Source organism: Streptomyces sp. NBC_01232 (genome assembly GCF_035989885.1).
In the GTDB taxonomy this organism is placed as follows: Bacteria; Actinomycetota; Actinomycetes; order Streptomycetales; family Streptomycetaceae; genus Streptomyces.
On sequence record NZ_CP108518.1, the window covers coordinates 7,678,885 to 7,695,292 of the forward strand.

General features: G+C 74.0%; 9 protein-coding genes. All 9 read right to left on the reverse strand.

Annotated elements, in window-relative coordinates; all coding sequences use genetic code 11:
- Positions 1–32 precede the first annotated feature (32 nt).
- Positions 33–3,029, reverse strand: coding sequence for a condensation domain-containing protein (locus OG444_RS35370; protein ID WP_327265940.1), 2,997 nt, complete (start codon positions 3,027–3,029; stop codon positions 33–35).
- Positions 3,019–4,815: a non-ribosomal peptide synthetase gene (locus OG444_RS35375; RefSeq protein WP_327265941.1), complete on the reverse strand. Its 1,797-nt coding sequence runs from the start codon at positions 4,813–4,815 to the stop codon at positions 3,019–3,021. The genes OG444_RS35370 and OG444_RS35375 overlap by 11 nt, the downstream gene beginning before the upstream one ends.
- Before the next feature lies 1 nt (position 4,816).
- The gene (locus OG444_RS35380) at positions 4,817–6,841 is read right to left on the reverse strand and encodes a non-ribosomal peptide synthetase (protein ID WP_327265942.1); all 2,025 of its coding nucleotides are present in this window, start codon (positions 6,839–6,841) and stop codon (positions 4,817–4,819) included.
- Positions 6,841–10,035 (reverse strand): non-ribosomal peptide synthetase, encoded by a 3,195-nt coding sequence (locus OG444_RS35385; protein ID WP_327265943.1) that lies wholly within the window; start codon positions 10,033–10,035, stop codon positions 6,841–6,843. Before OG444_RS35385 ends, OG444_RS35380 begins: the two co-directional genes overlap by 1 nt.
- Before the next feature lie 310 nt (positions 10,036–10,345).
- The gene (locus OG444_RS35390; protein ID WP_327265944.1) at positions 10,346–11,665 is read right to left on the reverse strand and encodes a condensation domain-containing protein; all 1,320 of its coding nucleotides are present in this window, start codon (positions 11,663–11,665) and stop codon (positions 10,346–10,348) included.
- A 135-nt stretch (positions 11,666–11,800) separates the two neighbouring features.
- Positions 11,801–13,177, reverse strand: a complete 1,377-nt coding sequence (locus OG444_RS35395) for an MFS transporter (RefSeq protein WP_327265945.1) — start codon at positions 13,175–13,177, stop codon at positions 11,801–11,803.
- Between the two features lie 310 nt (positions 13,178–13,487).
- The gene (locus OG444_RS35400; protein ID WP_327265946.1) at positions 13,488–13,724 is read right to left on the reverse strand and encodes a hypothetical protein; all 237 of its coding nucleotides are present in this window, start codon (positions 13,722–13,724) and stop codon (positions 13,488–13,490) included.
- A gap of 50 nt (positions 13,725–13,774) precedes the next feature.
- Positions 13,775–14,743, reverse strand: coding sequence for a TerC family protein (locus OG444_RS35405; RefSeq protein ID WP_327265947.1), 969 nt, complete (start codon positions 14,741–14,743; stop codon positions 13,775–13,777).
- Between the two features lie 141 nt (positions 14,744–14,884).
- Positions 14,885–16,018, reverse strand: a complete 1,134-nt coding sequence (locus OG444_RS35410; RefSeq protein WP_327265948.1) for a glutamate--cysteine ligase — start codon at positions 16,016–16,018, stop codon at positions 14,885–14,887.
- Positions 16,019–16,408 lie beyond the last annotated feature (390 nt).

Here is a 16,408-nt window from a genome sequence, read left to right on the forward strand (position 1 = left end):
CACCCGCAGGGGGCTCCGGACGCGGCGGTGCGTCAGGCGCCGTCGGCCGTCATGGCGCCGATCATCTCGGCCAGCACGGTCCTCCGGTCCTCTCCCGCGCGTGCGCGCAGAGGCCGGGCCAGGCGTGCGCTGTCGTAGTGCCAGCGGTGGTCGAGGTCCTGGGGTACCGCCCCGGTCGTACGGAAGTCCGCGCGGGTGCCGAGGAGTTCCATGAGGTCCTGGGCCAGGTCGTGCCAGGACACGTGGCCGCTGCACGCGTTGGCGACTCCGTGCACGGGCCGGTCCAGGCATTCGGCCACCGCACGGGCCAGGGCGGCCGCGTGCACCCAGGCGGCGCCGTACCAGTCGTGTCCACCGGTACCGGGACGCGGCAGTTCGATCGCCAGGCCCTGGCGGGCTGACTGGTAGAGGGTGCCGATGGCGCCCCAGCGCATCTGCTCGCGCAGCCGGTCGTGCGCGCCCCAGACGATCGGTGACCGCACGGCGCTCGCGCCCCCGCGTCCCTCGGTCCCCGCGGCGCGCAGCACCATGGCCTCGCAGTCGAGCTTCGCCCTCCCGTACGGGCTCACGGGCTCGTGGGGCGCCGACTCCTCGGCGACCCGCTCCGTCGCGGGGTGACCGTAGGCGTCGACGCTGCTGACGAAGACGAACGGGCCGCGCCGCCAGGCGTCGACCATCGCCTCCGTCGCCGCCCGGTCCACGTCGTGCCGGGTGAAGGTGCAGGCGGCGTGGACGACCGCGTCCGCCTGCGCGACGGCCTCCCGCAGCCCGGCCAGGTCGGACAGGTCGCCCTCGATGACGTCGACGCCCTCGGTGGCGATCAGATGGGCGGACTCGGGCCGCGCCAGCGCCAGTACGGGGCGTCCCTGCGCGGCGAGTTCACGTACGACGAACGCGCCCACGCCGCCCGTCGCGCCGGTGACAAGCACCGTGCCCGGGCGGACGTGCCGGGAGCGGGGGGCCGGCCTGCTCGCGGTCTTCGCAGCGCTCTGCCGTGCCGCCCGCTCGTCGAGGAGCGCGGCCAGCGCCCGGGGCGTACGGGCCTGCAGCACGTCGAGACCCGTGAGCGGCAGTCCGAGGTCCGTACGCAGCCGTTCGGCGAGCTGCACCGCCTTCAGAGAGTGGCCGCCGAGGGCGAAGAAGTCGTCGTCCGGCGACGGTGCGACGCCGAGCACCGCCGCGAAGGTCTCCCTGACCGCTTCGGCCCGGGGGCCGGACGGAGCGCCGGGCGCGGACGGCCCCGGCAGCCCGGGCAGCCGGGCGTGGTCGAGCGGCCCGGCGGCCGAGCGCGGCAGCGCGTCGAGCACCGTGACCGTGGCGGGTACGGCCTCGGGCGCGAGCGACCGGCGCAGCAGGCCCAGCAGCTCGTGACCGGAGGGGCCGACGCTGTCGCGCAGGACGGCGTAGGCCACGGGCGGTCCCTGCTCGGGCCGGACCACCGCGGCGTCGGCGACGCTCGGGTGGGCGCGCAGCGCCAGCGCGGCGGGGTGGCCCTCGCCTTCCGGGTCAGCGCGTTCCGCAGCAGCGTCCTGCGGGTTGTCGCCGTCCGGATCGCCGCCTTCCTGATCGGCGGCGTCAAGGGGGCCGGAGCCGTCGATAGGGCCGGGGAGCGGCAGCTTGCTCAGGGCGAGTTCCGGGTCGGCCACGACCGCGTGCAGCAGCGCCGCGTAGTCCCGTACGGCCGCCTCCGCCACGGTGTCGTCCAGCGCGTTCGCGTCGTACTGGACGAGCGCCAGCGGCTGCGCGGCGTCGGCGTCGCCGCCCGGCACCAGACCGTAGGACAGGGTGAACTTCGCGCCGTCGGAGGGGACGTCGACGTACTCGGCCGACGTACCCGGCAGCCGCAGCACCGTCGGTTCGCCGAGTACGTCGGCGGTGACGCGGACCAGGGCGGTCCCGTCGGCGCCGCGGGCACCGGCGCCGAGGCGTTCGAGGACCAGGTCGAAGGGGATGTGCCGGTGGCCCTGGGCTTCGAGGAGCGCGTCCCTCACCCGTCGCAGCAGTTCGGCGAAGGACGGGCCGCCGGAGAGGTCCACCCGCACGGGCAGCGTGTTGACGCACAGGCCGACCAGGTCACGCATGGCGGTTCCGCTGCGATGGGTGCCCGCCACGCCGATGACCAGGTCCTCGTCGCCGGTGAGGCGGTGCAGTGCGGCGAAGGCCGCCGCGAGCGACACCGCGAAGAGCGTGGCCTGTCGCTGCGCACCCAGCGCCCGCAGGGCGTCGGGCACGGTCGGCGCCAGAGGCACGCTGCGCACGGCCCCGGGACGCACGGCCGTCCGCGGTGCTGCCGCCGCCGGCCGGGGCAGGCGCGGCGGGGCGGCGTCGGCCAGCAGGTCGCTGCAGCGCTTCAGTTCCGCCTCGAGGCCGGGCAGGCCGTCGTGCTCGCGCCGCGCGTGGTCGGCGTACTGCGGTGGAGCGGACAGCATGTGCCGGCCCGTTCCGTCGGTGGCCGCCGCGTAGAGAACGGCGAGTTCGGCCGCCACGGTCTCCAGCGAGGCGCCGTCGACAGCAATGTGATGGAACGTCAGCAACAGGGTGTGATCCTGCGGACCGTGCCGCAGGACGAGTGCCCGGACGGCGTCGCCGGCCGCGAGGTCGAACGGCCGGGCCGTCTCGCGCCGCAGCAGCTCCGGGGCCTGCGCCTCGTCGGTGTCGACGACGTGTACGGGGACCGTCCGCGGCGTCGGGAGCACCTCCTGGCGGGGCTCGCCCTCGTGCTCCGTGTAGCGGGTACGGAGGATGGCGTGCCGGGCCACCAGCCGGGTGAGGGCGGAGGCGAACGCGGCAGCATCGAACGGACCGCGCACACGGGTGGCGAACGGCACGTGGTAGGAGTCGCCCGCGCCGCCGAGCCGTTCCATCAGCCACATGCGGCGCTGAGCGCGGGAGAGGGGGACGCCGGCGGCCGGCGCGGCAGCGGTACCGGCCGTCGTGCGTCGGGCGGTGCCGGCGCGGGCCCGGCGCAGCAGCTCCTGCTGGAGCGCTTGCTTGCGGTCGCGCGCCGCGGAGTCGGTGTCAGTGGACATCGCTGTGCTCCGGGGTCTCGGGGTGGAGGTCCGTGTGGGCGGCCAGGAGGGCGCGTTCGACCAGCGCGGCCTGCGCGGCGACGGTCGGGGAGGAGAAGAAGTCGGCGAGGGAGATCTCCACGCCGAGTTCCTCGCGCAGGTCCTCGGTGACGGCGAGCGCGAGGAGGGAATGGCCGCCGACGAGCAGGAACTCGTCCTCGGCGCGGGTGACCTCGATGCCCAGCGCCTGGCTCCACACCGAGGCGACGGCTTCCTCCAGCGGTGTCATCCGGGCCGCCACCGGCTCATCGGCGAGCCCGTTCCCGGCGGCGTGCGCGCGTCCGGTGAGCGCGCGCCGGTCGACCTTGCCGGCCGGGGTCAGGGGGAGCCGCTCCAGCACGGTGACCACGTCGGGAACCAGGTGGGCCGGCAGGACAGCGGCGAGCCGCTCGCGCAGCGCCGCGCCGTGGGGCACCGGGCCGGGCGCGGCGACGACGAACGCGACGAGGCGTGCCTCGGGGGAACCGGCGCCGTCGACGGTGACGGCGGCGTCGTCCACCTCCGGCTGCTCGCGGAGGGCGTGTTCGACCTCGGCCGGTTCGATGCGGAAGCCGCGGACCTTCACCTGGTCGTCGTTGCGGCCGTGGAACTGGAGGATGCCGTCGGGCCGGACGGAGACGATGTCGCCCGTACGGTAGAGCCGCCCGTCGGCGGCGGGATGCTCGACGAACCGTTCGGCGGTGAGTGCGGGCAGGCCCGTGTACCCGTGGGCGAGCCTGCTGCCGCCGATCCACAGTTCGCCCCGGTCGCCGTCGGCCACCGGGTGACCGTCGGGGTCCAGGACGTGCGCCGTGGCCCCGGCGACGGGCCTGCCGATCGGTACGGGGCCCTCGCAGTCCCGCGCGGTGACCCGGTGGGCGGTGGCGAATGTGGTCGTCTCGGTCGGCCCGTAGCCGTTGACGAGCTCCAGCCAGGGGAACGCGGTGAGCACCTCGCGCGCCTGCGCGGCGGCCATTGCCTCGCCGCCCACGACGACCGAACGCAGCTGGGCGAAGACACGGGAGCGGCGTGCGGCGAGCTGGTGGAAGAGGGCCGTGGTGAAGAACGCCACCGTCACGCCGTACCGCTCGACGTGCCGGGCCAGGTCCTCCAGGGAGGGCCGCTGCTCGGTGCAGACGACGACCGCGGCGCCGTTGGCGAGCGCGACCCAGACCTCGAACGTCGAGGCGTCGAAGGTCATGGACGAGTGGAACAGGACGCGGTCGCGGCCGGTGAGGGTGACGTAGTCCGGTCCGGTGACCAGCTCGGCGATGGCCCGGTGCGGCACGAGGACGCCCTTGGGGCGGCCGGTGGAACCGGAGGTGAACATGATGAACGCAGGGCTGTCCGGGTCGGACTCGTCGACCGGCCGGCCGGTCGTGAGCGGCTCCTCGGGCAGGGCGAGCACGGGACCGGGGAACGCGGCCGCGTCCAGCAGCTTCGCGTCGCCGACGGTGAGCTTCACCTCCGCGTCCGCGATCACCGCCTCGGTGCGCGGGCGGGGCTGGGCAGGATCGAGCGGCACGCACACGGCTCCCGCCAGCCACAGCCCGAGCTGCGCCACGATCGTGCGGGACGAACGCGTCGTCAGGAGCGCCACCCGGTCGCCGCGCGTCACTCGGTGTTCGCGCAGGTGTGCCGCGAGGGCGCGGCCGGCCTGGAGGAGACCGCCGTAGGTGAGGGTGGTGTCGCCGTCCACGACGGCGAGGGCGTCCGGGGTGAGCTCGGCGTGCCGCGCGACGAGCGCGGGCAGGGCGGTGGGCGTCATGTCAGGCTCCTTCCGGGCGCGGGGTCCGGCGCTGGTCGAGGAGGGCGGCGAAGGCCCGCAGGTCGGTGCTGCGCAGCAGCTCGGGGGCGCGCAGGCGGACCCCGGTCTCGCGTTCGACCGTCGCCAGCAGGCGTGCGGCGACCACGGAGGTGCCGCCGGCGTCGGTGAAGTGGTCGCCGAGGCCGGTGCCGGGCCGGCCGAGGAGCTCGCGCACGGTCGTCAGCACGAGTCGCTCGCCGGCGGTTGCGGCGGCGAGGTCGTCGGCAACGTCGTCGGCGAGGCAGGCGGCGGCGTCGTCCGTGGCCGTGCCCCCGGACGGCGCGGCGGCCGGGGACTGTGACGGGTCCTGTACCTGGGCCGGGGCCTGGGCCCGGGCTGCCAGGGCGGGGCGATCCACCTTGCCGTTGGCGTCGAGCGGGAAGCCGTCGACCATGCGTACGGCGGTGGGGACGGCCTGCTCGGGGAGCCAGGCCCGGACCGCGGCGAGCAGATCTGCCGCAGCCGGTTCGGCGCCGTCGGCCGGCCGTACGTGCGCGACGAGGCGACCGTGGCCGGAGCTGTCGCGCAGCACGGTGACGACCGCGGTGCGGACCCGGGGGTCCTGCTCGAAGGCGGCTTCCACCTCGACCGGTTCGATCCGCACTCCGCTGATCTTCACCTGGTCGTCGAGGCGGCCGAGGAACTCCAGACTGCCGTCGGCGTTCATCCGTACCCGGTCGCCCGTGCGGTAGAGGCGGTCGACCGCAGGCAGCCCCAGGTCCTGTGGAGGCGCGGTGAACCGGCGTGCGGTGAGTTCCGGGTCGAGGTACCCGAGCGCCAGGCAGTGCCCGCCGACGCGCAGTTCACCCTCCTGCCCGACGGCCACGGGGCGGCCCTCGGCGTCCGTGACGACGAGGATGACGCCCGGCAGCGCGGTGCCGATGGGCGGCGGGCTCTGGTCGCCGGCCTGCGCATCGGTGCCGCGCATGGTGTGGGTGGTGGTGACGACGGTGGCTTCCGCGGGACCGTAGGCGTTGTGGACGGTCGCGGTGACGTCGGCGGCCGGGCGGCGGCGCATGCGGTCGCCGCCGACGACGAGGTGACGCAGCTTCAGGTCCTGCGGCCACGGCCGGTCCAGGAGCGGTTCGACGGTGGGAGTCGCCGCCACGGCGTGCGTGAGGGCGCTGTCACGCCACCAGTCGGTGAGTACGTGCGAGTCCCAGCGGGTGTCGTCCGGGGCCGGCACGAGGGCGGCGCCCGAGGTGAGGCCCGCCCAGAGTTCCAGCAGATGTGGGTCGAACGCGACACCGATGAGCAGGGACTGGCGGTCGCCCGGTGCGAGACCGGTCTCCGCCCGGTACCAGTCGAGGGCGACGGAGAGCGAGGACTCGGCCACGGCGACCGCCTTGGGGCGGCCGGTGGAACCGGAGGTGAGGACGGCGTACAGGGCGCCTTCGGGTGCGCGCCGGGTGCCGCGGACGGAGTCGGCGAAGGCCGCCACCGCGGTGGCGGGGGCGTTCACCCCGTTGGTGGGCAGCGGCAGCACGCTGTGCTCCCCGCCGCGGTGGTCCGCGGGCAGGACGTCGGGGTCGCCGATGAGGCAGGCGACGTCGAGGTCCTCTGTGACGGCCTGGATGCGGCGTTCGCCGGGGCGGGGGCCGAGCGGCAGGTAGACGGCGCCGAGGCGGGCGAGCGCGACGGCGGTCACCACCAGGGCGGTGGACCGGTCGAGGCAGACGCCGACCAGGTCACCGGGCCGGACGCGGTCGGCCAGATCGGCGGCGACCAGGGCGGCCGCCGCGTCGAGGTCCTGGTACGTCCAGATCTGAGCGCGGTCGATCACCGCCGGGGCCTGCGGGGTACGCCGGGCCCACTCCTCGAAGCGGCCGAGCACACGGGTCGGTTCGGCGCGGGGGCCCCGGGCGATGCTCGGCAGGCCACCGCTGACGAGGCCGGTGACGAGGCCGGTGACGAGGCCGGTGTCGAGCGGCGTCCCGGGGATGGCGGGGACGGCGGGGATGGTGGGCGCGGTCGGGGACTGGGTCATCACGACTCCGTGGAAAGGGCGGTGGCGGCGAGGGCATCGGCCTGGTCGGCGAGGACGGGGTTGCGGAAGAGCACCCGCAGCGGCGGGCGGGTGCCCAGCCGGGGCTCCAGCCAGGCGGCCAGCTCGGCGGCCAGCAGGGAATGGCCCCCGCTGTGGAAGAAGTGGGAGCGGGCGTCGAAACGGCTGTGGCCGAGGACCTTGCACCAGCCCTCCGTGAGCAGGGCCGTCATCGGGTCGTCGGACACGGCGTCGGCCGCAGGCCCGGGCTCGGATCCGGAGCCGGTCCCCGGCTCGGTGCCGCGATCCGACGCCGTGGCGTCGCCGGCGTCGTCGGCGTCGAGCGCCGCCGCCCGGCGGGACAGCGCCGTACGGTCGGGCTTGCCGCCGGCAAGGGTCGGCATGACGTCCAGCCCTGCCCACCGGGCGGGCACGAGGGGGCCGGGCAGGCGCCTGCTCAGCTCGGCGTGCAGCGCCTTCTCGTCGAAGGCCGCGCCGTCGGCGCCGCCCTCGAGGAAGCCGACGAGCCTGGGCCCGCCGGGGCCCTCCCGGTCCAGTACGACGGCGCAGGACCGGCCGCCCAGCACCGCGGACGCCGCCGCCTCGATCTCCTCCAGTTCGATGCGGTGGCCGCGCAGTTTGATCTGGTTGTCGCGCCGTCCGAGGAAGTACAGCAGGCCGTCCAGCCCGCGGTAGCCGAGGTCGCCGGTCAGGTAGACGCGCTGCCCGCCGAGCGCGTCGACGGTGACGAACCGGGCGGCCGTCACCTCCGCGTTGCCCGCGTAGCCCTCGGCGAGACCGGGCCCTGCCACGGCGAGTTCACCGACCGCCCCGGACGGCAGCGGGCGGTGGTGGGAGTCCAGGACGTGGATCCGCTCGCCCGGGAGTTCGGTGCCCAGGGGGATCTCGGCGCCCGCCCTGCCCTCGGCGAGGGCGTCGCGGGAGACCTCGTGGACGGTCGAGCTGATGGCCGCCTCCGTGACGCCGTACACGTTGAGCACGGTGGCGTCGGTGTCGGCGAGGACGCCGCGCAACGCCTCCACGGGCAGGCGCTCACCGCCGAGGACCAAGAGCCTGGGCGCCCAGCTCTCCTCGCGCAGTGCGGGACGCAGGTCCTCGCGGGTGGCGAGGAAGTAGCTGGTGGGCAGGTTGGCGACGGTGACCCGGGCGGACACCAGCAGTTCGGTGAGCTCCGCGCCGGTGGGCACCTCGTACTCGGGCAGGACCAGGCACGCACCGGCGTGCAGGGCCGGCAGCACCTCCTCGAGCGCCACGTCGAAGGACGGCTGGGCGAACATCAGGACCCGGTCCGAGGTGGTGAGGCCGAACCGCTCTGCGGCCGACGTCAGATGGTGCACCAGCGCCGCGTGACCGACGGCCACCGGCTTCGGCGTCCCGGTGGAGCCGGAGGTGTGGATGACGTACGCGGTGCCGGGAAGTCCGGCGGTGCCGCGCGCGGGAGGCAGTACGGGGGCGTCGATCCGGGCGGTCGGCAGCGCGTCCGGCAGGGCCGGGGTGCCGTCACCGGTGAGGACCAGCGCCGGGTCGAGCCGCTCCAGCAGCAGGCCGAGCCGGGCCGGCGGATCGGACGGGGACAGCGGGCAGTAGACGGCGCCGGTCCGCAGGCACGCGAGCAGGGCGACGAGCGAGTCGGCCCCCCGCGGCAGGACCACGGCCACGGGCCGGCCGGCCGTCACACCGGCGGTGCGCAGCCGCTCGGCGAGCGAGCCGACGCGGTCGTCGAGCTCGCCGTAGGTGAGGCGGCGGGCTCCGCACAGCAGGGCCGGCAGCGACGGGTGCTGCGCGGCCACGGGATCCAGCGGATCCCGGTCGGACGGGACGGGCACGGGCTCGGCGGCCGGTTCCACGGCGGTCGGATCCAGGTCCGCCAGCGGGGTCTCGGGGCTGTCGAGATAGGCACGCAGCAGGTCCAGGAAACGGCCGGAGAGCAAGCGGGCGACGTCCTCGCCGAACAGGTCCATGTCGTAGTCCCAGACCAGGGTCATACCGGGCGAGCCGTGGCGCGGGGTGACGCCGCGCCGGTCGTCCGGGAGCAGGACCACGTCGAGGTCGAAGCGGGTGGTGCCGGTGTTGAAGCCCTCGAAGAGGGTGATGTCGAGGCCCGGTACGTCGATCTCGGGCAGCGGCGCGTCGTGGGCGCTGAACATCACGGAGAAGAGGGGGTTGTCGGCGCCGGAGGTGTGCATGCCGAGCGCCCGGGTGAGCTCCTGGACCGGCACGTCCTGGTGCGGCAGGGCCCGGATCAGGGTGTCGGTGACCTCGTCCATGGTGTCCTGGGCGGGGACGGCGCCGTCCAGGGCGAGCGGCAGCGGGATGGTGTTGACGAACATGCCCACGGCGTCCTCGTAGCCGAGGGGGCGGTTGCCGACCGCGGTGCCGATGACCATCCGGGAGCGGCCGCTGTGCCGGCGCAGGAGTTCGGCGAACAGCCCGAGGAGCGTGGAGAAGGGGGTGAGACCGCGTGAACGGGCGTGCGCGCGCAGGCGTTCGGCGAGATCGGCGCCGATGGTCTGACGCAGCTGCCCGCCGTGGTGCTTGCGGCGGGCACCGGGCCGGGTCAGGCCCGGCAGCGGCAGGTCGTGCTGCTGGCCCTGCAGTTCGGCCCGCCAGAAGTCGAGGGATTCGGATGCGTACGCGGCCTCGGTCCGCTCCAGGACGTGGTCCGCGTACGACGAGGCGGGCGGGAGCGTGAGGGTCTCGCCCAGGACGTGGGCGCGGTAGACGCGGAAGACGTCGTCGAGCAGGATCGCGAAGGAGTGCCCGTCGTGGATCAGGTGGTGCTCGACGTGGATCAGACGGTGGTGGCGTTCGGCCAGCCGTACGAGAGTCCAGCGGATCAGCGGTGCCTCGAACGTGTCGAGCGGCGTCTCGGCCTCGGTGCGCAGGAGACGGGCGAAAGCCGCCTCGGGGTCCTCCTCCGTGGCGAGGTCGACGGTGTGCAGCCGCGGCGCGCACCGCGGCGCGACCCGCTGCGCCGGCACGGACCCGGCGGAGGCGACGAGTTCGAGCCGCAGACCGGGGTGGCGGGCCAGGGTGGCATCGAGCCCCCGGCGCAGCGCCTCGGTGTCGAGCGTGCCCCACAGGTCCAGTGAGGCGGTGAAGTTGTAGGCGCGACTGCCGGGCTGCATCTGCTCGTGCAGCCAGACGATCTCCTGCGAGGAGGAGAGGGGAAGCATGGGCGATCCCTGAGGTTGTCGGGTCGGTCTCCGTGCCGGTCACGGTCGTGTCCGGTGGTCGTGCGGGCGGCTTCGCGGGTCGCGCGGTGCCGTTTTCTGCGTGGGGGTGGGGGATGCCGTGGGGGAAGTCCGGGGTGCGCGGCGGTGTCGGGCCGCGCTGGGGTGCGGTGTGCGGGGTGTGCGGGGTGTGCGGGGTGTGCGTGGTGCCGGGTGGCCGTGAGTGCCGCGGCCGGGCAGGCGGGGTTCCCGCCGGGGGAGTCGGGGACCTGCGGCGGCGGGGCGGCGTCCGGGTGGCGGTGCGGCGGCGGGGTCACCGCACGGTGGGCTCCGAAGGGCGCAGCGCGTGGGTGAGCGCGTCGAACGCCCGCTGCGCGGCCCCGTCGTCGAGCACCGCCCGGTCCCACACCATCCGCAGGCGGATCTCCGCTCCCTGGGTGATGGAGACGGCGAAGGGACCGCGGACCGGCCGGCCGTCGACGTGGATCTCCCGTCCCTCGACACCGGCCAGCACCAGCGGCGGGCGACGGCTGTCGTCGTCCACGGTGAGCAGGCCGTCCAGGCCTCCGGTCCAGCCCGAGCCGGCGGCCCGCGCGGCGGCCACGACCGCGTCGAACGGTACGTCGGCCCGGTCGAGATCGTCCCACCAGGCGTCGGCCGCCGCCTCCGAGCGGGGGCCCGTTCCGAGGCCCGTTCCGAGGCCCGCCTCGGGGCCGGTTTCGGCAGGGAAGACGAGGGTGTTGAGGAAGCATCCGACGACCGGTTCCGCTCCCGGGGGACGGCCGCCCCACGGGTAGCCGAGCGGGACCGTGCGGCCGGGGCCGTACAGCTCGCGCGCCGCGGAGCGGCAGGCGTCGAGCAGTCCGGGGAAGGACACGCCGCCGTCGTACGCGGGCAGCCGGGCCTGCGCGACGCCGCTGGGCCGTGCGCCCTCGGGCAGGCGGGCCGGACCGGGCGCCGGGGCGTGGGCACGCAGCGTACGCAGCCTGTCCGCCCAGTACGCGGCGGCCTCGGGCGTCTCCGCCCTTTCCTCGGCGGCGAGTTGACGCAGGACCGCGTCCCGGTAGGCGGCGAGTTCGTTCTCCGTCTCCCCTGGTGCGGCGTGGGAACCGGTGGCCTCCTCGCTGTAGGCGGCGCCGAGTTCGCCGACGATCCGCGCCAGCGAACGGCCGTCGCAGACGGCGTGGTCCAGGGCGACGGCGAGGATCTCCTCCTCGCGCTCCTCGTCGCGTACGAGGAAGAGCCGCAACGGGGGACCCTGGGCGTCCCAGGATTCCAGCGCACGACGGAGCGCCTCGGCGGGCGACTCTCCCGGCGCGAGGGCCGGCCGTGTTACGCCGACGTCCGGATCGGCCACGCACAGCACGGGCGTGCCCCGTACGACGGAGGGCCGTGAGCGCAGGGCCGTGTGCCGTGCGGCGAGCCGGGACGCCGCTGCCCGCAGGCGTTCGGGGTCGATGGTTCCGTGAGGGAACGCGAAGAACATCGGCACCACGTCGGGGCGTCCCGACGGGTCCAGCGAACGCACCAGCAGGAAGCGGCGCTGTGCTCCGGTGACCGGCAGCACGGTGTCGGACCGGTCGCCGGTGAGACGTCGGTAGCGGGCCAGGTACTGACTCGTGATGCTGCGCACGTGGTCCTCTTCGTCGCGGCAGAGGTCGCGCGGAACGCCGGCGCGGCCCCTGCGGGCATGGCGGTGTGGTCGGTGGCGGCGGGCGGTGCCCGCGCAGGGGTAGTCCCCGGCGGCCGGGCGGCGGCCGGCCCGTGGTCAGCCGGCGGGTGCGGGGGCGGGCCGTTCGTCGCCGTCGGCGGAGGCCGTGTCCCGCTGCGTCCCGCGGCCGGCACCCGCCTCGGCCTCGGGATCGGCCTCAGGACCGGCGCCACCGTCGTCCTGCGGCCCGGGCAGGTCCCGCATCCGGCGCAGCGGCGAGAGCAGCAGTGGCAGTGGTACGGCGAGGATGCCGACGGCGCACCAGGCGAGAGCCGTACGCGACCCGTAGGACTGGGCGAGGGCTCCGCCGAGGAGCGCGCCCAGCGGCAACGTGCCCCACATGAGGAAGCGCAGGGTGGCGTTCATCCGGCCGAGCAGCCGGGGTGGGCACATGCCCTGGCGGAAGCTGACCTGGGCGACGTTGTAGACGACGGCGCCGAAGGAGACGACCGCCGATCCCGCGGCGAACAGGACCGCCCCGGCGAGACCGGGCCCGGACAGGGGCCACAACAGCGCGAACGGGCCGGTCACGAGGACGGACAGGAGCATGACCCGGGCCTGTCCCAGGCTTGCCGCGAGGCGCCCGGCGCACAGGGCGCCCAGGAGGCCTCCCACGGCCGACGCGGAGAGCACCAGCCCGAGTCCGCCGGCCTCCAGCCCGACGACGCGGACGAGATGCACGGTCTGCGTCGCCATGAGGACGGCCGTGCAGAAGTTGGCGAGGCCGGTGGTGAGGGCGATGACCCGGAGCAGCGGATGGCCGAAGACGAAGCGGACACCCTCACCGATCTCCTTGCGCAGCGAACCCCCGGCGGCCGCGGGTTCGGGCGCCTTCTCGGCCTGGTCGATGCGTCGGAGGAAGAGGGCGGAGAGCAGGTAGCCGATGGCGTCGACGATGACGGCGAACTGGGCTCCGACGAGCTGGACCAGTCCGCCGCCGATGCCGGGTCCGGTCACGTGGGCGGTGGAACGGACGGTCTCCAGGGCGCCGTTGCCGGCCATGAGCTGATCACGGGGCAGGATCTGCGGCAGGTAACTCTGGTGGGCGACGTCGAAGAACACGGTGGCCACGCCGGTCACGAGGGCGACGGCGTAGAGCTGGGCCATGGTCAGGACGTCCGCGACCGCGGCCGCGGGGATGCTGGCCATGGCCGCGGCGCGCAGCAGATCCGTGCGGATCATCAGGGGCCGCTTGCGCATCCGGTCGGTGAGCGCTCCGGCAGGCAGCCCGACGAGCAGGAAGGCGGCGGTCTCCGCAGCGGTCAGGAGGCCCACCTGGAAGGCAGGAGCATCGAGTTCGAGGACGGCGACGAGGGGCAGCGCCACCAGTGTCACTTGTGCACCGAGCTGTCCGGTGGCAGCTCCCGCGAGTAACAGTCGGAAGTCGCGCAAGCGCATAGGGCCACCGGCGGTGGCTCGGGATGTGTCGGACATGTGAACGACATTCACGGATGGATCGCTCAAGAGTCAAAGCAAACCTGTCATTTTCGGACTTGTTTTGCGGCATAGCGATCGCAGATCGGGAAATCCTTCGCACTACCCGGGGTACAGCCGCGTGAATTCCTGTCGGTAGCACTGCAACGCGGGACGGGTGGGGCAAGGGGGGACAGGGTGTGCGCAGATATGCCGGGCGAACTCCCTTACCCTGAGTAACGGGTTCCATCCTGTCCGAAAAGGCTCACCCGTGATCAGGCCCCCGCGGAATCGTCAATTCCGTCCGCTATGGGCGCTGCTCGGCGCCCGGTCACACTCCGTCCGGACCGGGGTCGGTGGCGGGGCCCCGGGTGCGGTCGCCCTCCGGGGCCCGCCGGTCCGCCGTTACGGCCCGGCTGCACGAAGGGTTGTCGCAGGGGGCGTCGGCGTACAGCGGGACGTAGACGCCCATCGTCTTGTGCCGCTGGACGGTGGTCGGCAGCGGTTGCTTGCAGGACGGGCAGAGCTGCCCGGGGCGGGTTGCCGCAAAGTGCTTTATTCCATCCATAATCAGACTTTAGCTCCACTTTGCCCTATTTTGAATGGTTTTTAGGTGCGTCATCGGTCCTCGTGCGCTGCGTCGTGCTGATCGGCGGGTGGCGGTCGCAGCAGGCTGAGCACGACGGACACCGCGAGTACGACGACGATCACGGCGAGGCTCACGGGTGAGGGGATCTCCGGGATCGCCGGGCTGATCAGCTTGTGCGAGGCCTGCAGCACCAGCTTCACGCCGATGAACGCGAGGATCAGGGCCAGCCCTTTGCTGAGGTAGTGGAACCGTTCCAGCATCCCGGCGAGCATGAAGTACAGCGCCCGGAGTCCGAGAATGGCGAACGCGTTGCTGCTGTAGACGATGAAGGCGTCACTGCTCACCGCGAGCACGGCGGGCACGCTGTCCACCGCGAAGACCAGGTCGGCCGCCTCGATCGCGGCCACCACGGCGAGCAGCGGCGTCGCGACGCGTTTGCCCGCTTCCTTGACGAAGAACTTGGTTCCGGCGTAGTCGTCCCGGACGGGCATGATCTTCCGCAGCAGCCGGACGGCGATGCTCCGCCCGGGGTCGAAGCTGTCGTCCTCTCCTCTGAGGATCTTGATCGTGCTCCAGAAGAGGATGGCGGCGAAGACGTACAGAACGGCCGTGAAGCGGCTGACGACGGCGACGCCGGCGGCGAGGAACAGGCCCCGGAAGACGAGGGCGCCCAGCACCCCGAGGAACAGCACGCGGTGCTGGTAGGCCCGCGGCACCTTGAAGTAGCCGAAGATCAGGGCGAAGACGAAGAGGTTGTCGACCGACAGGCTCTTCTCCAGCAGCCACGCCGTCGTGTACTCGACCCCGGCCTGCGTGCCCACGACGGCGAAGACGACACCACCGAAGACGAGAGCGAGACCGACCCACACCCCGCTCCACGCGGCCGCCTCGCGGAAGCCGATGACGTGTGCCTCACGGTGGGCAAGCAGATCGATCGCCAGGGACACCAGGACGGTGGCGGCGAAGACGATCCACAACCAGTAGGGCACATCGTGCACAGCGGCCCCCGCAGGACGGCAAGGTAGGGCGGCTCTCCTAACAAATTCTGGAGGACCCGCGCCGAGCTGTCCTCCGGAGGGCCGCTCCGGAGGCGGGGGCGGGGAGGTGGCGGGTTCCCGCGGGCGCGGCGCGGTTCCTCGTCAGCTCCGTGCGTCCGGGCCCGGCCGGTCGGCGCCGGCCGTGGTCCGGCGCGCGCACTGCCGGACGACCGAAGCCAGGTCCCCCTCCGACCGCAGCAGGCTCCGCTGGACGCGCGCGCCGTTGCCGTGCTCCAGGAGGCCGGCGATTCCTGCCCGTACGAGCTCCTCGTCGCCGGAGTCGGCCAGCGCGTCGCCCACGTGCCGGTACAGCGCGTCGACGGCGGCCTCGGGCGCGGACTCCCGCAACGTCTCGGGATGCAGCAGCGGACCGTCGAGCCCCGAGCGGCCCGCCTGCCACGACGCGAGCCGCAGCAGCCCGGTGCTGACCCCGGCCGGGGGTTCGCCCGCCCGCCACTCCCGGGCCGCGGTCTCCACCAGGCCCCGTACGAGGGCGGCCAGCAGGACGGGGGTCGAGGCATCGAGACACACGTCCGCCACCCTGACCTCCACCGTCGGGTAGGAGGCGGACAGCCGTGCGTCGAACCAGATCATCCCCCGGTCGCGCAGCACCCCCGACTCGACCATGGCCCGCACCTCCGCGTGGTAGCGCTCGGCGGAACCGAAGACGTCCACCGGCCCGGCCGCGGGCAGCCGGTTCCAGACCCGGCTGCGATAGCTGCCGTACCCGGTGTCCTCGCCCTGCCAGAACGGGGAGTTCGCGCTCATCGCGGTCAGTACGGGCAGCCAGGGCCGCATGCGGTCCAGTACGGCCACGCCCTCCTCGTCCGACTCCACCGACACGTGGACATGGCAGCCGCAGGTCAGCTGCTCCTGTGCGGTCATGCCGAACTGCCGCGCCACCCAGTCGTAGCGGTGCCCGGGGGACATGGAGGGGCGGACGGCCAGCGGTGAGGTGCCGATGGCCGCCACGACCGCACCGGCCGCCGCGGCGTGCCGGGCGGCCTCGGCGCGCCACCGGAGGATCTCGTCCCGCACGTGACCCATGTCCGTCGCCGGTTTCGTGCCGAACTCGACCTGCTCCTCCTGGAGCTCAGCCTCGAATGTGTGGCCGGCTGCCTTTTCACGGGCCGCCTTTTCGTCGGCTGCGGCGAGCACGGCTCCCGAAACGGCCAGCGGCTCCCCGCTCTCCCCGTCCGCCAGCAGCAGCTCTTCCTCGACGCCCACGCTCCGCATGCAACCGCCCATCGTTCTGTCGTTCTGTTCGCCGATCGGTTGCCACCGTCTGCCCGGGCCCACCGTGAACATGCGCAGGGGCCCGGCAGGGCCGGCCGGGTATGCCCCCTTAACGCCGAACCGAACCGTGAACCGCCGCGCGCTGCTGCCCGGGGGCGGCAGCGCGTAACTATAGGTCGCCGACCACCCCGGCCCCCACGGGCACATATGCGCGAAGTGTCACCCCGAGACAACGCTCGGGCCCACCACACCGCAGGCGCGTGCCGGGACGACCTCGTCGAGCCTCTGCCATGGGGCCGGGCCGCAAGCCGACTGCCGTCCGGCGCGTCGCTGCGCGAGTTCGTCATCCGCTCCGGCCGGGCTGGCACGGAGCCCCGAGGCTGTCGCGGA